17 protein-coding genes are annotated in these 21,299 nt (G+C 61.7%); 15 read left to right on the top strand and 2 right to left on the bottom strand.

Going from position 1 to position 21,299, the window contains the following annotated elements; all coding sequences use genetic code 11:
- Positions 1–264 precede the first annotated feature (264 nt).
- The 11 genes from FA94_RS29935 (at position 265) to FA94_RS29985 (ending at position 14,061) form a co-directional block, all read left to right on the top strand.
- Positions 265–1,059, top strand: a complete 795-nt coding sequence (locus FA94_RS29935; protein WP_035558224.1) for a gamma-glutamyl-gamma-aminobutyrate hydrolase family protein — start codon at positions 265–267, stop codon at positions 1,057–1,059.
- 31 nt (positions 1,060–1,090) lie between these two features.
- Positions 1,091–2,425 (top strand): glutamine synthetase family protein, encoded by a 1,335-nt coding sequence (locus FA94_RS29940; RefSeq protein ID WP_035563483.1) that lies wholly within the window; start codon positions 1,091–1,093, stop codon positions 2,423–2,425.
- A gap of 28 nt (positions 2,426–2,453) precedes the next feature.
- Positions 2,454–3,890: an aspartate aminotransferase family protein gene (locus tag FA94_RS29945; protein WP_035558226.1), complete on the top strand. Its 1,437-nt coding sequence runs from the start codon at positions 2,454–2,456 to the stop codon at positions 3,888–3,890.
- A 71-nt stretch (positions 3,891–3,961) separates the two neighbouring features.
- Positions 3,962–5,083, top strand: coding sequence for a polyamine ABC transporter substrate-binding protein (locus FA94_RS29950; RefSeq protein WP_035558229.1), 1,122 nt, complete (start codon positions 3,962–3,964; stop codon positions 5,081–5,083).
- 210 nt (positions 5,084–5,293) lie between these two features.
- Entirely contained in the window at positions 5,294–6,457 is a 1,164-nt protein-coding gene (locus FA94_RS29955) for an ABC transporter ATP-binding protein (protein ID WP_035558231.1), read from the top strand.
- Entirely contained in the window at positions 6,454–7,425 is a 972-nt protein-coding gene (locus FA94_RS29960) for an ABC transporter permease subunit (RefSeq protein ID WP_035558236.1), read from the top strand. Before FA94_RS29955 ends, FA94_RS29960 begins: the two co-directional genes overlap by 4 nt.
- The gene (locus FA94_RS29965; RefSeq protein WP_035558238.1) at positions 7,422–8,333 is read left to right on the top strand and encodes an ABC transporter permease subunit; all 912 of its coding nucleotides are present in this window, start codon (positions 7,422–7,424) and stop codon (positions 8,331–8,333) included. The genes FA94_RS29960 and FA94_RS29965 overlap by 4 nt, the downstream gene beginning before the upstream one ends.
- A gap of 38 nt (positions 8,334–8,371) precedes the next feature.
- Positions 8,372–9,961 carry a DUF3138 family protein gene (locus tag FA94_RS29970; protein WP_035558241.1) on the top strand — a complete coding sequence of 530 codons (1,590 nt, stop codon included), beginning with the start codon at positions 8,372–8,374 and terminating at the stop codon, positions 9,959–9,961.
- A 56-nt stretch (positions 9,962–10,017) separates the two neighbouring features.
- Positions 10,018–11,310, top strand: coding sequence for an NAD(P)/FAD-dependent oxidoreductase (locus FA94_RS29975; protein WP_035558244.1), 1,293 nt, complete (start codon positions 10,018–10,020; stop codon positions 11,308–11,310).
- Positions 11,310–12,632 carry an NAD(P)/FAD-dependent oxidoreductase gene (locus FA94_RS29980; RefSeq protein WP_035558247.1) on the top strand — a complete coding sequence of 441 codons (1,323 nt, stop codon included), beginning with the start codon at positions 11,310–11,312 and terminating at the stop codon, positions 12,630–12,632. The genes FA94_RS29975 and FA94_RS29980 overlap by 1 nt, the downstream gene beginning before the upstream one ends.
- Before the next feature lie 418 nt (positions 12,633–13,050).
- Positions 13,051–14,061 (top strand): DUF2891 domain-containing protein, encoded by a 1,011-nt coding sequence (locus FA94_RS29985; RefSeq protein WP_035558249.1) that lies wholly within the window; start codon positions 13,051–13,053, stop codon positions 14,059–14,061.
- Between the two features lie 181 nt (positions 14,062–14,242).
- Here the strand turns inward: FA94_RS29985 and FA94_RS29990 are convergent, their stop codons facing one another.
- Positions 14,243–14,668 (bottom strand): PRC-barrel domain-containing protein, encoded by a 426-nt coding sequence (locus FA94_RS29990; RefSeq protein WP_035558253.1) that lies wholly within the window; start codon positions 14,666–14,668, stop codon positions 14,243–14,245.
- 171 nt (positions 14,669–14,839) lie between these two features.
- Here FA94_RS29990 and FA94_RS29995 point away from each other — a divergent pair, with 171 nt between their 5' ends.
- Positions 14,840–17,215: a DNA polymerase II gene (locus tag FA94_RS29995; protein WP_035558257.1), complete on the top strand. Its 2,376-nt coding sequence runs from the start codon at positions 14,840–14,842 to the stop codon at positions 17,213–17,215.
- A gap of 98 nt (positions 17,216–17,313) precedes the next feature.
- Entirely contained in the window at positions 17,314–18,300 is a 987-nt protein-coding gene (locus tag FA94_RS30000) for an LLM class oxidoreductase (protein ID WP_035558261.1), read from the top strand.
- 31 nt (positions 18,301–18,331) lie between these two features.
- On the opposite strand, the gene FA94_RS30005 is transcribed toward FA94_RS30000, so the two are convergent.
- A complete protein-coding gene (locus FA94_RS30005; RefSeq protein ID WP_051980892.1) occupies positions 18,332–19,162 on the bottom strand; it encodes an inositol monophosphatase family protein in 831 nt (276 codons plus the stop codon).
- Between the two features lie 394 nt (positions 19,163–19,556).
- Between FA94_RS30005 and FA94_RS30010 the strand changes: the two genes are divergently transcribed.
- Both FA94_RS30010 and FA94_RS30015 read left to right on the top strand, forming a co-directional pair.
- Positions 19,557–20,303, top strand: a complete 747-nt coding sequence (locus tag FA94_RS30010; RefSeq protein WP_035563491.1) for an SDR family oxidoreductase — start codon at positions 19,557–19,559, stop codon at positions 20,301–20,303.
- Positions 20,304–20,394: 91 nt separating this feature from the next.
- Positions 20,395–21,249 (top strand): DJ-1/PfpI family protein, encoded by an 855-nt coding sequence (locus FA94_RS30015; RefSeq protein WP_035558263.1) that lies wholly within the window; start codon positions 20,395–20,397, stop codon positions 21,247–21,249.
- Positions 21,250–21,299 lie beyond the last annotated feature (50 nt).

Below are 21,299 nucleotides of genomic sequence, written 5' to 3' on the forward strand. Positions count from 1 at the left end.
AGCGCGCTCTTTGGAGCCCTGCGTTCCCGCGTGTGCGGTGCTGTCTGCCGCCCATGCATTTCACGCGACTCCGGGTGCTGGTGCACCGCAACGGATTGAATCGAACGACCCGCCCCAAGACCACGCGCGGCGCGTTTTCGCAAACGCCCACCGCCTGCACCACCCCGGTGGCTTGACGCTCTGCGTCCGGCTGCGGAATCGTGCCGCGCTGTGTTTAACGTTGTTCGTGCCGCGTCCCGCGGGGAACACACACGTCTATCTGTTATGCGAAACAAACCCCTGGTCGGCATTAGCGCCGACAGAACGATGATGGGAGTCCACCCATCGCACGTGGTCGGCGAAAAGTACGTCGCCGCGATCGTGGACGGCTCGCAGGCGCTGGCCATGCTGCTGCCGGCGCTCGGCGAACGTCAGTCCGTCGCCGAGGTCCTGGCGACGGTCGACGGCCTGTTCTTTACCGGCAGCTATTCGAATGTCGAACCGCACCGCTACGGCGGCGAGCCCAGCGCGCCGGGCACGTTGCACGACGCCGCACGCGACGCGACGACGCTGCCGCTGCTGCGCGCGGCGATCGCCGCCGGTGTGCCGGTACTCGCCGTATGCCGGGGCTTCCAGGAAATGAACGTGGTGTTCGGCGGAACGTTGCATCAAAGCGTTCACGCGGTGGCCGGCTTGAACGACCATCGCGAGAACAAGGAAGACGACCTCGACGTGCAATACGCACCGTCGCATTCGATCACGCTGACGCAGGGCGGCTTGTTGCAGCGCCTCGCGGGCGGCACGAATGAAGCGCGTGTGAATTCATTGCACGGTCAGGGCGTCGAGCGGTTAGGCGCCGGCCTCACGGCCGAAGCCATCGCGCCGGACGGCTTGATCGAGGCGGTGAGCGTAAGCGGAGCGCGTGCTTTTGCGCTGGGTGTGCAGTGGCACCCGGAATGGAAGCATGCGAACGACACGTTATCCACCGCGATCTTTCGCGCGTTCGGCGACGCCTGCCGCGATCGAATGCGCACCAAGGCCGGCTATGGCGCGGCATCCGCCGCTGCCACGCATGCCTGAGCCGGTCGCGCACCAAAACAGAGAGATAAAAATGCATGAAATCGACGATTTTCTGAAGAAGAACCGCGTCACCGAAATCGAAGCGATCATTCCGGATATGGCCGGGATCGCACGCGGCAAGATCATTCCGCGCAGCAAGTTCGAATCCGGCGAGTCCATGCGCTTGCCGCAGGCGGTGATGATCCAGACCGTCACAGGCGATTATCCGGAAGACGGCACGCTGACCGGCGTCACCGATCCGGACATGGTCTGCGTTCCCGATGCCAGCACCATTCGCATGATTCCGTGGGCCATCGACCCGACCGCCCAGGTGATTCACGATTGCGTTCACTTCGACGGCACGCCCGTCGAGATCTCGCCGCGCCGTGTACTGCGCCGTGTGCTCGAACTCTACAAGGCCAAGGGCTGGAAGCCGGTCATCGCGCCCGAACTGGAGTTCTATCTGGTCGACATGAACAAAGACCCGGACCTGCCGCTGCAACCGCCTATCGGCCGTACGGGTCGCCCGGAGACCGGACGTCAGGCGTATTCGATCGAAGCGGTCAATGAGTTCGACCCGCTATTCGAAGACATCTATGCATACTGCGAAGTGCAGGAACTGGAAGTCGACACGCTGATTCACGAAGTCGGCGCCGCGCAGATGGAAATCAACTTCATGCACGGCGATCCGCTGAAGCTGGCCGACAGCGTGTTCCTGTTCAAGCGCACGGTGCGTGAAGCCGCGCTGCGCCACAAGATGTACGCGACCTTCATGGCCAAGCCGATGGAAGGCGAACCCGGTTCGGCGATGCACATGCATCAGAGCCTGGTCGACGAAGAAACGGGTCAGAACCTGTTCACCGGTGCGGACGGCAAGCCGACTTCCATGTTCACCGGTTATATCGCCGGTTTGCAGAAGTACACGCCGGCGCTGATGCCGATCTTCGCACCGTATATCAACTCGTATCGCCGTCTGTCGCGCTTCATGGCCGCGCCGATCAATGTGGCGTGGGGTTACGACAACCGTACGGTGGGTTTCCGGATTCCGCATTCGGGCCCGGCTGCGCGCCGCATCGAAAACCGCATTCCGGGCGTGGACTGCAATCCGTATCTGGCGATCGCCGCCACGCTCGCCGCCGGTTATCTCGGCATGACGCAGAACCTCGAAGCCACCGAGCCGCTGCTCAGCGACGGCTACGAATTGCCGTACCAGTTGCCGCGCAATCTCGAAGAGGGCCTGACGTTGATGGGCGCCTGCGAGCCGATCGCCGAAGTACTCGGCGAGAAGTTCGTGAAGGCTTACCTCGCACTGAAAGAAACCGAATACGAAGCGTTCTTCCGCGTGATCAGTTCGTGGGAACGCCGGCATTTGCTGCTGCACGTCTAAGGCAAACGCAAGAAAAACTGGAGGCAGTATGAGCTACAGAACAGAAGAAGTCGCTTACGTCCAACCGGCCGTGCAAGCCAGCGCGCCGGCCGCGCAGCAACAACGCAGCACCGCCGAATACCGCGCGCTCGACGCCGCGCATCACATCCATCCGTTCTCGGATATGGGCGCGCTGAACCGCAGCGGCAGCCGCGTGATCGTCAAGGCCGAAGGCGTGTATCTGTGGGATTCGGACGGCAACAAGGTGATCGACGGGATGGCCGGCCTGTGGTGCGTGAACGTGGGGTATGGCCGCAAGGAACTGGCCGACGCCGCGTATAAGCAGATGCAGGAACTGCCGTTCTACAACACCTTCTTCAAGACCACGCACCCGCCGGTGATCGAACTGTCGGCGTTGCTCGCCGAACTCGCGCCGGCGCCGTTCAACCACTTCTTCTACTGCAACAGCGGCTCGGAAGGCAACGACACCGTGCTACGCATCGTCCACCATTACTGGGCGGCGCAAGGCAAGCAGTCGAAGAAGGTCGTGATCTCGCGCAAGAACGGCTATCACGGTTCGACCATCGCGGGCGGCACGCTCGGCGGCATGGGTTACATGCACGAGCAGATGCCCTCGAAGGTCGAGAACATCGTGCATATCGACCAGCCGTATTTCTTCGGCGAAGCGCAAGGCAATCTGACGCCGGAAGAATTCGCTCTGGCCCGCGCGCAACAACTGGAAGCGAAGATTCTCGAAATCGGCGCGGACAATGTGGCCGCGTTTATTGGTGAGCCTTTCCAGGGGGCGGGCGGTGTAATTTTCCCGGCCTCCACGTACTGGCCGGAAATTCAGCGCATCTGCCGCAAGTACGACATTCTGCTCGTCGCCGACGAAGTGATCGGCGGGTTCGGCCGCACCGGCGAATGGTTCGCGCATCAGCACTTCGGTTTCGAGCCGGATCTGATCACGATGGCAAAGGGTTTGACGAGCGGCTATGTGCCGATGGGTGCGGTCGGTCTGCATGACCGCGTCGCCAAAGTCATCATCGAAGGCGGCGACTTCAACCACGGCCTCACCTATTCGGGCCACCCGGTTGCGGCCGCGGTCGCTGTCGCCAACCTCAAGCTGCTGCGCGACGAGAAGATCGTCGAGCGCGTAAAAACCGACACGGGTCCGTACTTCCAGAAGAAGCTGCGCGACACCTTCGCCAATCACCCGATCATCGGTGAAATTTCCGGCGCAGGTCTGGTGGCCGGTCTGCAACTCGCGCAAGACCCGCAGGCGCGCAAGCGTTTCGCGAACGGCGGCGACGTCGGCACGATCTGCCGCGACTTCTGTTTCAACGGCAACCTGATCATGCGCGCCACCGGCGACCGCATGCTCCTGTCGCCGCCGCTGGTGATCAATAAGCTGGAAATCGACGAGATCGTCACGAAGGCCAAAAAAGCCATCGATGCGACCGCACAACAACTCGGTATTTCGTAACGGCAGTCCGTTCCGGCATGGGCACCCACATCTCACGCTCATGCCGGTTCTTCACATCAAGGGAAAAAACCATGAGCGTTAGTCATCTTCGTCATGCGGTCGCGGGGGCCGCGCTGCTCGCCTTCGCGGGTTTTACGGCGCTGTCGGTTACGCCGGCCCTTGCGGCCGACACGGAACTGAATGTGTATAACTGGTCGGATTACATCGCGAAAGACACGATTCCGAACTTCGAGAAGCAGGACGGCATCAAGGTCAAGTACGACAACTACGATAGCGACGACACGCTGCAGGCCAAGCTGCTCGCAGGCAGTTCCGGTTACGACATCGTGGTGCCCACGTCGAACTACATGGCCAAGCAGATTCAGGCGGGCGTGTATCAGAAGCTCGACAAATCGAAGCTGCCGAACCTCGCGAATCTCGACCCCGTGCTGATGAAGATGATCGCCGACGCCGACCCGGGCAACCAGTACGGTGTGCCCTGGGCCTACGGCACCGACGGTATCGGCTACAACGTGCAAGCCGTGCAGAAAGCGCTCGGCGCCAATGCACCGGTGGATAGCTGGGCCCTCGTGTTCGATCCGGCCAACCTCTCGAAGCTGAAAGGCTGCGGCGTATCGTTCCTCGACCAGGCTGTCGACGTATTCGCCGCTACGCTGCAATACATGCATAAGGACCCGAACAGCACGAACCCCGCCGACTATCAGGCTGCGTTCGAAGTGCTGAAGAAAGTCCGCCCTTATATCACCCAATTCAACTCGTCGGGTTACATCAACGACCTCGCCAATAACGACGTGTGCGTCGCAGTGGGCTGGTCCGGCGACGTCGGCATTGCGAGCCGCCGCACCGAGGAAGCGAAACGCTCGTACCAGATCAAGTTCTCGAACGTGAAGGAAGGCGGCTTGTTGTGGTTCGACGTGATGGTGATTCCGAAAGATGCACCGCACGCCGAAGCCGCCCTCAAGTGGATCAACTACATTGAAGATCCGAAGGTCAACGCAGCGATCACCAACGAAGTGTTCTACCCGACCGCGAACAAGGCCGCGCGCCAGTTCGTGACGCCGGCAGTCGTCCAGGACAAGACCGTTTATCCGGGCGACGACGTACTCAGCAAAATGACGCTGATGAAACCTATGCCGACCGATATTCTGCGCCTTGAAAACCGTCTTTGGGCACAGCTTAAAACCGGTCATTGATTAAACCAGTCTGATAAAACCTCGATCCCGCGCTCAGGGATCGCTCGAACCCTGAGCGCATGAATGGCAGTAACGGCAGTCAGCCTGCGCGCTATAGCGTCCCAGCCGCGCGCAGTCCCATGTATTCCGATCGCAGCGTACGTTGCGAGGCGCTTCCCGCGCCTCGTAGGGAGACACTTGCGCTCGCGATCCGCAAGGAATGGTTACATCATGAACTCGACGACTTCAAAAAGCGCAGCCGGCGCCACCCAGATGGCCCGCCCCGCAGTAGCGACAAAATCGAAACCGGAGGAGTTCGTCCGCATCGAAAACGTCGTGAAGAAATTCGGCGACAGCACCGCTGTCGACAATGTCAATCTGAGCATCGCCAAGAACGAACTGTTCGCGCTGCTCGGCAGCTCTGGCTGCGGCAAGTCCACCCTCCTGCGCATGCTCGCGGGGCTCGAGACGGTCACGTCCGGGCGCATTTTCGTCGACGGCGAGGATCTCGCCGCGATGCCGCCGTACAAGCGGCCGGTCAACATGATGTTCCAGTCGTATGCGCTGTTCCCGCACATGAGCGTGGAGGCGAACATTGCCTTCGGCCTGAAGCAGGAAGGCACGCCGAAGAACGAGATCAAGGAACGCGTCGCCGACGCGCTGCATCTCGTGCAGATGAGCAAGTACGCCCAGCGCAAGCCGCACCAGTTATCAGGCGGCCAGCAGCAGCGTGTGGCGCTCGCCCGTTCGCTGGTCAAGCGCCCCAAGCTGCTGCTGCTCGACGAGCCGATGTCGGCGCTCGATAAAAAGATCCGTCAGAAGACCCAGCTCGAACTGGTGAACATCATCGAGAAGGTCGACGTGACCTGCGTGATGGTCACGCACGATCAGGAAGAAGCGATGACCATGGCCGGCCGCCTCGCGGTGATGAGCGAAGGCCGCATCGTGCAGATCGGCTCGCCCAGCCAGGTGTACGAGTTTCCGAATAGCCGCTTTTCCGCCGAGTTCATCGGCTCGACCAATCTGTTCGAAGGCACGGTGGTCGCGGACGAACCGGATCACATCTTCGTGGAAAGCGAAGAGCTCGAATCGCGCATTTACGTGAGCCACGGCATTACCGGCCCGCTCGGCATGCCGGTGGGCATCTCGGTGCGCCCCGAACGCGTGAAGGTGTCGCTCGACAAACCGTCGACGCCGCACAACTGGGCGCGCGGCGTGGTCTCGGATGTGGCCTACATGGGCAGCTATTCGCTGTATCACGTGCGCCTGCCCAGCGGCAAGACCGTCGTGTCGAATCTCTCCAGCTCGCACCTGATGAGCGAAGGTGCGCCGTCCTATAACGACGACGTGTTCGTCTACTGGTCGCCGGCTAGCGGCGTGGTGCTGACGCAATGAGCCATCCCACCTCCTCCCCCGCGGCGCTCGGCGCGCCGTCCGGCAGCCGGCTGTTAGGCTCGCTGAAAAAACGCCTTGCGATGTTCGTGCCGTCGGGCCGCACGACCGTGATCGGCGTGCCGTTCCTGTGGCTCACGCTGTTTTTCGCGTTGCCGTTCGTGCTGGTGCTGAAGATCAGTTTCGCCGATCTGCGTCTGGGCATTCCGCCTTATACGGATCTGATGACGATCAAAGACGGCATCGTGCACTTCGCGATCCAGTTGGGCCACTACGCGTTCCTGCTGCAGGACGATCTGTATGTAGCGACCTATATCAGCTCGCTGAAAATGGCCGCCGTCTCGACCTTCTTCTGCCTGCTGCTCGGCTACCCGATCGCGTATTACATCGCCCGCTCGGAACCCGCCAAACGCAACCTGCTGATGATGGGCGTGATGCTGCCGTTCTGGACGTCGTTCCTGATCCGCGTCTATGCATGGATCGGCATCCTGAAAGACGACGGTCTGCTCAATCACACGCTGATGGCGATCGGCATGATTCATTCGCCGTTGCGCCTCTACCACACGGATATTGGCGTCTATATCGGCATGGTCTATTCCTACCTGCCCTTCATGGTGATGCCGTTGTACGCGCATCTGGTGAAGATGGATCTGACGTTGCTCGAAGCGGCCTACGACCTCGGCTGCAAACCGTGGACCGCCTTCACCCGCATCACGTTGCCACTGTCGAAGAACGGCATTATCGCCGGCAGTCTGCTGGTGTTCATTCCGGCGGTCGGCGAGTACGTGATTCCCGAACTGCTCGGCGGCGCCGACACGCTGATGATCGGCCGTGTCATGTGGGATGAATTCTTCAACGATATGGACTGGCCGATGGCATCCGCCGTCACCGTCGCGATGGTCTTGCTGCTGCTCGTGCCGATGGCCGTGTTCCAGTACTACCAGGTCAAGGAACTGGAGGACGCGAAATGATCAAGCCTAATAGAGCGCTTTCCAATAGCGTGCTGACGTTCGGGTTTCTCTTTCTGTATATCCCGATCATCAGCCTGATTGTCTATTCGTTCAACGAGTCGAAGCTCGTCACCGTCTGGTCCGGCTTCTCGCTCAAATGGTACGGCGCGCTGCTGCAGGACGACGAACTGCTGAACGCCGCGTGGCTCTCGATGAAAATCGGCCTGCTCACCGCGTTCGCGTCCGTGGTGATCGGCACATGGGCCGGCTTCGTGCTGGCGCGTATGGGCCGGTTTCGCGGCTTCACGCTGTTCGCCGGCATGATCAACGCGCCGCTGGTGATTCCCGAAGTGATTCAGGGCATCTCGCTGTTGCTGCTGTTCGTTGCGCTTGAACAGATGCTCGGCTGGCCGAAGGGCCGTGGTCTCTTCACGATCTGGATCGGCCACGTGATGCTGTGCGTCTCTTACGTGGCGATCATCGTGCAGTCGCGGGTGAAGGAGCTCAACAAGTCGCTCGAAGAAGCCGCGCTCGATCTCGGCGCCACGCCGTTCAAGGTGTTCTTCCTGATCACGCTGCCGCTGATCTCGCAAGCCCTGATGTCCGGCTGGCTGCTGTCGTTCACGCTGTCGTTCGACGACCTCGTGCTGTCCGCGTTCCTCTCCGGTCCGGGTTCGACCACGCTGCCGCTGGTCGTGTTCTCGCGAGTCCGTCTCGGCCTGAATCCGGAAATGAATGCGCTCGCCACGATCTTCATCACCACGGTGACGATCGGCGTGATTGCCGTGAACCGCTGGATGCAGCTCCGCGAGCGTAAGCGCAATCGCGACATGCAGCAGGCGTTCGCCCTCGCCGAAGCCGCCGACCCTTTACCTTCCGCACCACAACAAGCCGCCGTACGGAAACCGCTCGATACGGCACGCGCATAAGAAGTCCTTTTGCAATACGACCAATAAGGAGAATTTGCATGAGAAAGAAGCTCATCTGTCTGTTGGTGGCGGGGAGTTTGCCTGGCATGGCCATGGCAGACGCCACCAGCGACCAGATCAAGGCGCTCCAGGCCCAACTCAACGCACTGCAAAAGGAAGTGAAGCAGTTGCGCTCGGAAGTGGCGACCAAACCGAAAGCCAACGCGGCGATGGTGGCGGCTCCGGCACCTGCCCCGGCCATGGCCGAGGCGCCGGTCGACATTTCGTCGCCTGACTATGGCAAGTCGCGCGCCGCGTTGACCAACGACCAGGTCGACACGATGAAGCAGCAGATCGCCAACCAGCAACTGAAGGTCGATTCGCTGGTCGATGCCGCCAACACCGGACCGCTCGCGGGCCTGTCGGTCACCGGCTATATCGATCCGACCTACATTTACAACCGCGCGGCTAGCAGCTCGTCGTTCCTGTTCGCGAACCACGAAAGCAGCTACAACTACTTCAACAGTACCTTCGGCGATCTGTACCTCGACATCAAGAAGACCTTCGGTGTCGGCCCGATGGCGCCGTCGGCCGAAATCACGTTGATGCCGAACCGCGGCAACGGCATCACGTTGCTGCAGAACGAGCACGGCAATATCGGCAACAACATCCTGAACACGGCCGTTGTGACGATTCCGATGACGGCGACCACGACCTTCGTGGCCGGCCTGATGCCGAGCTTCGGCGGTTATGAAGTGCAGCAGTCGAATCAGATGCTGACGCTCACGCATAACCTGCTGTACGACTTCTCCGATCCGGGCAGCTATCTCGGCGTCGGCCTGAACTACACGGGCGACGGCAGCAACTGGGCATGGAAGTTCATGCTCGGCAACGAACAGTACCGCACGTACGGTTCGGTGGTGCAGACCGGCACCAATGCGCTGGGCGATCCGATCACGAGCAGCAACAAGATCCCGACCTTCACGGCTCGCGTCGACTACACCTGGTCGAGCGCGCTGGATATCGGCGGCTCGTTCAATATCGGTCGTCAGACGCTCTCCGCCGCGACGCAGAACGTGAACGGCAACACCATTCCGGTCTATGGCGTGGGCGGTCAGGCGTCGAGCGCATTCGGCACGTTCTTCTTCGGCGAAGCGGATCTGGCTTATACGCAGGCGGACGTGCAGTACAACGCCGAAGTCGACTACGGCCAGCAGCAGAATGCCGCGTTCAACGGCGGCCAGGCGCAGTGGTACGGTCTGTCGTTGCTGGCGCATCGCAAGTTCTCGATGCCGGGCCTCGGGCGCATGGGTTTCACCGCGCGTTATGACGTGCTGGTCGACAGCAAGAACGGTGGTGGTGGTGGCGGCGTCGCGTTGAACGCGAATGGCATGGACACCGCGGACGGCTTCGGTATCGGCGCGGACTGTCTGGCCAATTCGAAGGGTAATGGCGGCCTCGGTTTCGAATGCAAGGGCGCCACCCATCAGGACGTCTCGCTCGACCTGTTGTTCTACCCGACCCAGCAGGTGACGGTGAAGGTCGAATACCGGCACGATTGGGCCAACAAGCAGGTGTTCCTGAAGAACGACGGCTCGTACGGCAAGTCCAACGACCTGCTCGGCACGCAGCTGATTTACTCGTTCTAATCCGCACGGCCTGGGCGCGCGCCGCGCGCTCAGGCACTCTACCCCGCACACTGCCTATGCTCCGCTTCTCGAACCAGCCTCACGTACCTTCGTACTACGCCGCTACGGCCAACGACAACACGCGCCATCCCCCGCTGGACGACTCGATCACGGTCGACGTCTGCGTGATCGGCGCGGGACTGACCGGCATTTCCACCGCGCTGAACCTCGCCGAACGCGGCCACACGGTCGCGGTGCTCGAAGCGTCGAAAGTCGGCTGGGCGGCGAGCGGCCGCAATGGCGGCCAGTTGATCGGCGGCTTTGCGTGCGATATCGACACGTTCGCGAAGTTCATGCCCGCGGACGACGTGAAGCGGGTCTGGGCCATGGGCCTCGAAACGCTCGACATCGTCAAGGAGCGGATCGCGAAGCACCAGATCGACTGCGATCTGACGATCGGTTATCTGACCGCGGCGAACAAACCGCGCGATACGGATGCGCTGAAAAAATGGCGCGACGAAGCGCAACGCCGCTTCGGCTATGACCGCTTCAGTTATGTCGACGCCGACGGCATTGGCCAGTACGTGCAATCGCAGCGCTATCTGGGCGGTCTGTTCGACGCGGACAGCGGCCATCTGCATCCGTTGAATTACACGCTGGGTCTTGCACGCGCGGCGCGCGAGGCCGGCGTACAGATTTTCGAAGACAGTTGCGTGACCGCGCTGCGTGAAGAAAACGGCCGACATGTGGCCGAAACCGCGCGCGGCAAGGTGCATGCACAGTTCGTCGTGCTCGCCTGCAATACCTATCTCGGCCAGCTCGCGCCGGAGGTGGCGAGCAAGATCATGCCGGTCGGCACCTATGTGATCGCCACCGAACCGCTCGATGCCGACCGCGCCGAAGCGCTGATGCCCGCCAAAGCCGCGGTTTGCGACAGCCGCTTCGTGCTCGACTACTTCCGGCCCGCGCCCGATAATCGCCTGCTGTGGGGCGGCAAAGTCAGCTATTCGAAATTCGCACCGCGCAACCTCGGCGAAGCGATGCGCCGCGATATGCTGAAGACCTTCCCGCAACTCGACGATGTCAAAGTCGACTATGCGTGGGGCGGTTTCGTCGACATCACGATGAACCGCGCGCCGCATTTCGGGCGCCTGTCGCCCACCATTTATTTTGCGCAGGGCTTCTCGGGTCACGGCGTGAACACCACCGGTCTCGCCGGTAAGCTGATCGCCGAGGCGATCGACGGCCAGACGTCGCGCTTCGATCTGTTCGGCAAGATCCGCCACCTCGACTTTCCCGGCGGCGCTACACTGCGCACCCCTGCCCTCGTACTCGCGATGGCCTGGTATCGAATGAAGGACCTGCTTTGATGAATGCACCGACTCCCGGCTTCAACACACTCGACCTGCGCGCCGACGCGCTGATCGCCAACTCCTACTACGAGGCCAGCGCGCCCCGTCCGGCCGCCGACGATCCCACGCTAGACGGCGTGCTGGAAGCCGACGTGTGCGTGATCGGCGCGGGGTTCGCCGGCTTGTCGGTGGCGCTCGAATGCCGTGCGCGCGGCCTTTCGGTGATCGTGCTCGATGCACACCGGCCGGGCTGGGGTGCGTCGGGCCGCAACGGCGGCCAGACGCTGGTGGGTTTCGCGAAAGACGAGGTCCTCGAGAAACAGCTCGGACTCGACGGCGCACGCGCCGCGTGGGCCATGTCGGTGGAAGGTGTGGCACTGGTGCGCGAGCGCATTGAACGCTATGGCATCGAGTGCGATTTCACGGCCGGTTATTTAACGGTGGCGACGAAACCGAAACGCGTACCTGATTTGCGTGCGTGGATGGAATCGGCGTCGCAACGTTGGGGCTACACAAAACTCTCGTGGCTCGATACCGATGAAATCCGTTCGCGAGTCGCGTCGCGTCGTTATCTCGCCGGCGTTTACGATCCGTTTTCCGGCCATCTGCATCCGCTCAAATACTGCCTCGGTCTCGCCGATGCCGCGCGCCGCGAAGGCGCACAACTGTTCGCGCATTCGCCGGTAATCGATGTGGTGCGCGGCGCGCGGCCGGTCGTGCGAACCGCGCGCGGCGAAGTGCACTGCCGCTTCGTCGCCGCATGCGGCAACGCGACGATCGGCGACGTTCTACCCGCGCCGATCGCGGCGCGCATCGCACCGATCGCGTCGTATATCGTCGCCACGGAACCGCTCGGCAAAGCACGCGCGGACGCGCTGATCCAGCAGCGCGAAGCGATCTGCGACAACAACTTTTTCCTCGACTATTTCCGCTTGTCGGCGGATCACCGCGTGTTGTTCGGCGGTCGTGCAAGTTCGACGGGCGCGTCGCCGGTGCAACTCGGCGCGGAGATTCGCGAGCGCATGATCGGCGTGTTCCCGCAACTCGCCGACGTGAAAATCGACTATGCGTGGGGCGGGTTTGTCGACGTGACGCGCAATCGCGCGCCCGATTTCGGCTCGATCGATCCGAATTACTTCTACGTGCAAGGCTTTTCGGGGCACGGCGTGGCGTTGACGGGCATCGCCGGGCGCGTCGTCGCCAAGGCCATGGCCGGCGAGACGGCGGCGTTCGATCTGTTTGCGCAGTTACGGCACGCGCGCGTTCCTGGCGGCCCGGCGTTGCGCGGCCCCGCGCTCGAACTCGGCATGATGTATCACCGGATCCTCGAACTCTTCTAAGCGGTTTCGAAGTCCTCCAGAAATAAGGCGGCGGCCGTTGCAACGACGGCCCGCTGATCGCGGTATACGGTGCTTCTTCGCCCCTCATCCCCCACCTGATCGACCCGCGAGCGCGCTGTAAGTCCTCTAAGCCGGCGCGACTCGGCGTTTACCCTCAGCACACACTTTGTTGACTATTTATCGATAATTTATCGTGTTACATTTCCTCGCCGTCATGAGCGGCGTCACCTGTACAGGCTGACAGGTTTGATGTTCACCGCATTCGCGCTATTAATCTGCGTGACGGCCGGCTTCGCGATTACGCGGGTGTCGACCGTAACAGCGCGATCTAAAACGTCATGGCCGCCCGCTTTACTATTTTTTATCGTCACCGCCATACTGGCGTGTCCGTTCGTATGCCACTCCTGAGGAGGCGCCGATGACCCTTCTACTGACTCCCGAACTCGCTTCCCGATTCGCCAATCTCGCGCTCGCTCACCTCACGCGCGAATATCCGAACAAGCTGACGCATTCGCTGGACGGGCCGCAAGACGTGCAGGGTCCGCGCGCATTGCACCCAATTTTTTACGGCAGTTACGACTGGCATTCGTGCGTGCACGGCTACTGGTTGATCCTGCATCTGCTCGAGCGTTTTCCCGATCTACCGGAAGCGGCGCGTATCGTCGCCGTGGTCGATGAACATTTCACCGCGGCCAATGTGGCCGGCGAGCGCGCGTATCTCGATCTGGCGCATAACCGCGGATTCGAGCGTCCCTATGGTTGGGCGTGGTTGCTGGCGCTCAGCGCGCAACTCGAATCGCTGAAACTCTCGGACGCCGCGCGCTGGGCGAAAACTTTCGCGCCGCTCACCGAGGTCTTTGTCGAACGTTTCGAGGAGTTTCTGCCGAAGGCCACTTACCCGTTGCGGGTCGGCACGCACTTCAACATGGCCTTCGCGCTGTCGCTCACGCTGGATTTCGCGCGGCAAACCTCGCGCGGATCGCTGGAAGCGTTGCTCGTCAGCACGGCGGAACGCTGGTTTCTGAACGACGTGGCCTGTCAGGCATGGGAGCCTGCCGGCGACGAATTCCTGTCGCCGTCGCTCATGGAAGCGGAGTTGATGCGGCGCGTCTTGCCGCCGGCGCAATTCGTCGACTGGTTCGGACGCTTTCTGCCGGACATTGGCGCGAAAAAGCCCGCTACGCTGTTTGAACCCGTTACCGTGACGGATCGCACCGACGGCAAGATCGCGCATCTGGATGGCTTGAATCTGAGCCGTGCGTGGTGTCAGCGCTCATTGGCACGCGCGCTGCCCGCCGGCGACATTCGCCGCACGGTGTTGTTCGAGGCGGCCGAGCGGCATTTGCATAGCGCGCTGGCGCATGTGGCGGGCGACTATATGGGCGAGCATTGGCTGGGCACGTTCGCGACGCTCGCGCTGGAAGCGTGATGGCGGAGTTGGGGTGAGTTAAAGCTCGATCGCCCATTCAAGCGAGTAAAAAATAGCGGCGCCCTCAGCGCGAAACGGTTTGACCTTCTACCGTTTTGCGCCAGGAGCGCCGCTTTTCTATTACTGCATCAGTTTGGACGCGTTGGCTGCGCCCAGCCGGCGATCACGCCGGCTTATTGCATTACTGGGCCGTCAGCTTCTTCGGCTTCGGCGGCGCCTGAACCTTGTTGTACTGGAACTCGGGCGTTGCCTTCAACGCGTCTTTCGTCGCGCCGGCCAGATAGAAATTGCCGCCGCGAATATCCAGCGCAGCGATAGGCACCGCGACGTCATGCGACGCCACGCCGAGGAATCCGCCTGCGGAGACGATGGCCGCCGACAGCGAACCGTCCGGCGCTACCACCAGATCGCGCACCGTACCGATCTTCTCGTTCTGATCGTTGTACACAGCCTTGCCGAGAATGCTCTTCTTCACGCTCCAGCCGCTCAACAGCGCGGTGGATTGTTCGACCGTGACGCTCAGCGGCTGCGAGCCGGCGACTTGCGCCTGCGCGCCCAGGCTGGTTGCAGCAACTGCGACCGCAATCACAAGCTTGCTCAAAGTCATATCGTTTACTCCGTTCTTAGTAGACTTGACCGGCGCGGAATCCGCGCCGAAGGAATCGCTGCATGACGATGATACAGACTGCGCGACGCGGTTGCACCCAGCGTGCCAGGACGCCATGCGCATAGCGGTAAAATTATGCATGGCGATGACGCCCGCATTAGAGGTGGCAGTTTGACTGAGCTTGAACAGGGTTTCATATTGACCCGGCATTGGCGCGACACGCCCGCCGGCACGGAAGTCGATTTCTGGCTGGCAACAGACAGCGGGCCTCGTCACATCCGCTTGCGCCCGCAACCATCGGTCGCGTTCATTCCGGCCGAGCATCGCGAGCGCGCCGAAACCGTGCTGCGCCGCGAAGCGCCGCTCGATCTGCGTCCGCTCGAATTGCGCGACTTTCAGCATCGGCCGGTCATGGGGCTTTACTGTGCGCAGTACCGGCAATTGACGGGCTTCGAAAAGCGCCTGAAACAAGGCGGTGTCGACGTTTACGAAGCGGACGTTTTTCCGCCCGAGCGCTACATGATGGAGCGTTTCATCACGGCGCCGGTGTGGTTCGGCGGCGAGGCGCAAAACGGCGGTCCGCTGCTGAATGCGGAACTCAAACCGGCCACGGATTACCGGCCACCCTTAAAACTGGTCTCACTCGATATCGAAACCAGCGCGCATGCCGAGTTGTATTCGATCGCGCTCGAAGGATGCGGGCAGCGCCAGGTGTATATGCTCGGGCCGCCGAATGGTGATGCGGGTAATAAAGACGAACTCGACTTCGACCTCGACTACTGCGAAACCCGTGCGCTGTTACTGGAAAAGCTGAACGCGTGGCTGGAGAAGCATGATCCCGATGCGATCATCGGCTGGAATCTCGTGCAGTTCGATTTGCGGGTGCTGCAGCAGCACGCCGAACAATATCGCGTACCGTTGCGGCTCGGTCGCGGCGGTGCGGTGATGGAATGGCGCGAGCACGGTCTCAAGCAAAACCACTTTTTTGCGGGCGCTGCGGGGCGTTTGATTATCGACGGCATCGAGGCGCTGCGCTCCGCGACCTGGAGTTTCCCGTCGTTCAGTCTCGAACACGTGTCCCGCTCGGTGCTCGGCGAAGGCAAGGCGATCGACAATCCGTATCAGCGCATGGACGAAATCCAGCGCCGCTTCGACGAGGACAAGCCCGCGCTCGCGCGCTATAACCTCAAGGATTGCGAGTTGGTCACGCGTATCTTCGCGAAGACCGAGTTGTTGCGCTTTCTGCTGGAGCGCGCCACGGTGACCGGTTTGCCCGCGGATCGCAGCGGCGGCTCGGTCGCGGCGTTCACGCATCTGTATATGCCGCGCATGCATCGGCAAGGCTACGTCGCACCGAATCTCGGCGACGTGGCGGGCGCCGCGAGTCCCGGCGGATTCGTGATGGATTCGCGGCCGGGGCTCTACGATTCGGTGCTGGTGCTCGACTACAAGAGTCTGTACCCGTCGATTATCCGCACGTTTCTGATCGACCCCGTCGGCCTCGTGGAAGGCATGCTGAATCCCGCCGACGATCAATCCGTGCCCGGCTTTCTCGGCGCCCGTTTCTCACGGTCACGCCATTGTTTGCCGTCGATCGTCGAACAGGTCTGGCAAGGGCGCGAAGTCGCGAAACGCGAGCACAACGCCCCGCTTTCGCAAGCGCTGAAGATCATCATGAACGCGTTTTACGGCGTGTTGGGTTCGACCGGCTGCCGCTTCTTCGATCCACGTCTCGCGTCGTCGATCACCATGCGCGGCCATGAAATCATGCACACCACGCGTGAGTTGATTCAGGGCCAAGGTTATGAGGTGATTTACGGCGATACGGATTCCACCTTCGTCTGGCTCAAACACGCGCATGACGAGGAAGACGCGAGCCGCATCGGCCGCGCGATCGTCGAGCATATCAACGCGTGGTGGCGGGAGAATCTGCAAGCGCGGTTCGGCATCGATAGCGCGCTCGAACTGCAATTCGAGCGCCACTACCAGCGGTTCTTCATGCCGACCATTCGCGGCGCCGAGGAAGGCAGCAAGAAACGCTACGCCGGTCTGACGATCCGGCCGGACGGTAGCGAAGACATCGTTTACAAAGGGCTCGAAACGGTGCGCACCGATTGGACGCCGCTCGCGCAGCAGTTTCAGCAGGAGCTTTACCGGCGCATTTTCAAGCAGCAGCCGTATCAGGACTATGTACGCGATTACGTGCGCGATACGCTCGCGGGCAAACTTGACGATCAACTGGTGTATCGCAAGCGCCTGCGCCGGTCGCTCGGCGACTATGAGCGCAACGTACCGCCCCATGTGCGCGCGGCGCGCGTGGCCGACGAGTTCAATCGTCGTCAAGGGCGGCCGCTGCAGTATCAGAACGGCGGCTGGATCAGCTATGTGATGACGATCGCCGGACCCGAGCCGCTCGAAACGTTGCGCTCGGCGATCGACTACGAGCACTATCTCACGCGACAATTGCAGCCCGTTGCCGATGCAATCTTGCCGCTGCTGCGCGATGATTTTACGAGGTTGGTGTCGGGGCAAAGGCAGTTGTTTTGAGGCGGTGCTAGCATCGGGTACGGAGTCATACGATCAACAGTCGTCGCGATCAAATCTGCGGTGTCCGGCAGAAGCGGCCTACGTGAAGGAGTCGAACGTTGCAAACGGCAGACGAACCACAGCACGACGCGGCGAGCACGGCGGGTCGTGTATTTGCAGACGGCGCGCTCAGTATCGGACTCACGCTGCCCTTGCTGCGTCCGGGCACGATCGTGGCCGATTTCACGGAACAGGTCGCGCTCGCGCGCCTCGCCGATCAGCGCGGCTTCCGCGCACTCTGGATCCGCGACGTGCCGCTCAATAGCGCCGATTACCCGGACCCGGTCGGACACCTCGATCCGTGGGTATTGCTCGGCGCGCTCGCAGCGAGCACACAGCGTATCGCGCTCGCGAGCGGCGCGATCGTGCTCACGTTGCGGCATCCGTTGCATATCGCCAAGGCGGCACTGTCCGTCAACACGCTGAGCGGCGGACGCTTCATTCTGGGTCTCGGTTCAGGCGACCGTCCGCCGGAATACGCGGCGTTCGGCCGACACGCCGACGAACGGCGCGAACTCTATCGCGACCCCTGGGACACGGTGGCCGCGGCTTTGGGCACCCCTTCCCGCGTGATACCCGATCAAACGCCCGAAGGCGCGCCGACTTTCAATCTGCTGCCCGAGTCTACCGACACGGTGCCGTTGCTTGCGGTGGGTTCGGGTGGACAGAGCGTCGACTGGATTGCTCGCCATTCGTTGGGGTGGATGACTTATCACCGCGAGCCCGATGCACAGCGCGCCCGCTACAGCATGTGGCGCGCGGCTGTCGAACGCGCGGCGCCCGGCGCGTTCCGCGCGTTCGGTGTCGCGATGCGGCTCGAACTCAGCCACGACCCGCATGAGCCGGTGCAACCTCTCTCGCTCGGCTATCGAACCGGACGGCATGCACTCGTTGCGATATTGAACGAGATGCGGGCCGGGGGCACGCATCATGTGACGTTCAATCTGTCGCCGGAACGGCCTGTTGCCGAGGCCATCGAGGAACTGGCGGACGAGGTGCTGCCGCTGTTTCATTTCGAAGGCCAGGATCGCATCGCAGACGCCTGAGCGCTCGCCGGTCTTCGAGTCGCTAGCAGAATCAATCCACACGCCCGTCGATAAGCGCCGTCAACGGCCGATACAGGGCGCTACCCGCGGCGATGATCGGATTACCGCGTAACAGTCCGCCGTTCGCGAGGAAATCGTTCACCGTGCCGCCCGCCTCGCGCACCAGCACGATTCCCGCGAGGCAGTCCCACGAATTGATGTGCGGCTCGTAATAGCCGATCAACCGCCCCGCCGCGACATACGCCAGCATCAACGCGCCCGAGCCGTTGCGAATGAACATGCCGCCGTCGCCAAGTAGCCGATCGAGAAACGGCAAGAACGCCTCCCGCTTCAGCCGATGAGAAAAGCCCACGCCTAGCAGGCCTTCGCGAACGTTACGCGCCGGGCTGGCGTTTAACGGCGTCTCGCCGACAAACGCGCCGCGTCCTCGCGCGGCATGAAACAACTCGCCGCTGTTCGGATCGAACACCACACCGATTAGCGGCTCGCCGTCCACCAGAATGCCGATCGACACGCACCACGCGTACAGGCCGTTCAGAAAGCAACTCGTACCGTCGATCGGATCGACCACCCAGACCACCCGCTCGCTCGACAACGTAGCGGATGCACCGGCCGCGCTTTCTTCGCCGAGAAACGCATCGTCTGGAAATGCCTCGCTCACGGCTGTCCTGACAATACCCTCCACTTCCCGATCGGCAATGCTGACGAAGTCCTGCACGCCCTTATGCTCGACTTCGAGCGCGGCACGGTTGCGGAACATCTGCAACGCGCGTTCGCCCGCTTGCTGGGCGATCTTGCGCGCAAGCGTATAGCGGGCGTCGAGCTCGATCGGGAGTGGTGTCGGCGATTCAATGACCGTCATGCGTGCGCTCCAGCAAGTGCCAGGCTGTGAGTTTTGAACGGCAAATCGACCCGCATTTCACGCGAGAAAAACTGATTCAGACCATGGCGCACGACAAAGCTCTCCGGGTTCCGATTGAATGTTTGGCTGGCGCGACGGGCACCCACTGCGTTCCAGAAGCGCCTCTGTTACCTGCACCTGCACACGCGTGCAAACATGAGCACCGAGCATACCACGCCCGGTTAACACCCGCGATCACGTCGGTTTTTTCAGCGTCGCGTGACGGCGTTTTTTGAGGGATATACGACCTTTGCGCCATCCGCGTCGCCTTCCATAATTTGCCTCGAAGATCAAACCGGTTGCGCTTTCAACCTTCGGCTTGATCAATCACGAAGCAGAAGAAAAGGACTTAACGATGAGACTTAAGAACAAGTCAGCTTTGATTACAGGCGGTACGAGCGGCATCGGTCTGGCGACGGCCAGACTCTTCATTGCAGAAGGCGCACGTGTCGCGGTTACGGGTCGAGACGAGGCCGCATTTGAGCGCGTGAAAGCCGAGCTTGGCGAGAATGCGCTCGTTCTCAAGGGCGACGTCCGCTCGATAGAAGACATGCGGTCAATTGCCGCGGAGGTGAAAGAGAAGTTCGGCGGCCTGGATATCGTGTTCGCCAATGCGGGTTGGGCATTCCCGTCCCCGGTCAACGACATCGACGCACAGCTCTATGACGAGATCATGGACGTCAACGTCAAAGGCGTGGTGTTCACGCTTCAAGCGGTGTTGCCGGACTTGAGAGAAGGCGCCTCCGTCATTCTCAATACGTCGTTCGTTGCGCAGACCGGCAAGCATGGCATCTCGTTGACCGCGGCGGCGAAGGCCGCCGTTCGGTCGCTTGCGCGCAGTTGGTCCTACGAGTTTCTCGACCGCAACATCCGCTTCAACGCGATTGCGCCCGGCGCGATCGACACGCCCCTGCTCGGCAAATGGGGAATGCCCGACGAGCAGGTTCGCAACCTCAAGACCGAGTTCGCCAAAACCATTCCGGTGGGTCACATGGGCAAGGCCGACGACATTGCCTACGCGGCGCTCTATCTCGCCAGCGACGAATCCTGCTACGTCGTCGGCACCGAACTTGTCGTCGATGGCGGCGCCTCGCAACTTTGAGGCTTCGGCTCTCGATTCCAGACCTCTCCCCGTCATCCCGGCCCGACCTGGCTGCGCTTGCAGAGAAGGCCGAAGCATAGGAAAAAACACTGTGACAGACCCCATCGACCACAACGCCTTCCCGGCGCAATCGATCAACACGCGCCCTTCCCGCCGCGATGTTCTCAAGCTCGGCAGTCTTGCCACACTCGGCGCCCTGCTGGGAGGCAGCGCCCTACTTGGCCGCGCCACGCCCGCTCTCGCCGAGGCGGCCAGTACAGGAATACTTTCCCCGACCGAACCGCTCGACATCGTCATCGCGGTGTATCCCAACGGAACGCTTCTCGATTTTGCCGGCCCCAGCGAGGTTTTCCACTGGCTGCCCAATACCAACATTCGCTACGCAAGCCTGGACGGCGGTCCCGTGACCCTCGAATATGGCGTGGTGTATGGCAAGACTGAACGGCTCGCCGATGTTGCCAAGGCCGATCTGATCATGGTTCCCGGCGGCTCCGATCTGACGGCGCCGATGCAGCCGGCGTATCAGGCGCAGATCCGGCGTCTGGCGGACGGCGCCCGATATGTGACGTCGGTTTGCAATGGCTCGCTCGTGCTCGCCGCAACGGGCATTCTCAAGGGTAAGCGGAGCGCCTGCCATTGGGCCTTTATCAACGACCTGAAGGAATATGGCGCTATCCCCGTTCCGGACCGCTTCGTGGAAGACGACAACGGCCGGTTCATGAGCGGCGGTGGTATTACGGCGGGCATCGACTTCGCACTGCGCGTCGCCGCGAAACTACGCGGTCAACAGGTCGCCGAATTCGCGCAACTCCTGATCGAATATGATCCCGCGCCGCCGTTCCATTCCGGTCATCCCAGGGACGCTCGGCCGGAAATCGTTGCGATGGTCGAAAAAGAACTGCCCGGTGCATCCAAAGGGCTCGCACGCATTCCGGGCATCCGCTGAAACACCTGCAGGCAATCTGCACGAGGCCACACTGCTGGCCTCGATGAAGG

The sequence above is a fragment of the Burkholderia sp. 9120 genome (assembly GCF_000745015.1).
GTDB lineage: Bacteria > Pseudomonadota > Gammaproteobacteria > Burkholderiales > Burkholderiaceae > Paraburkholderia.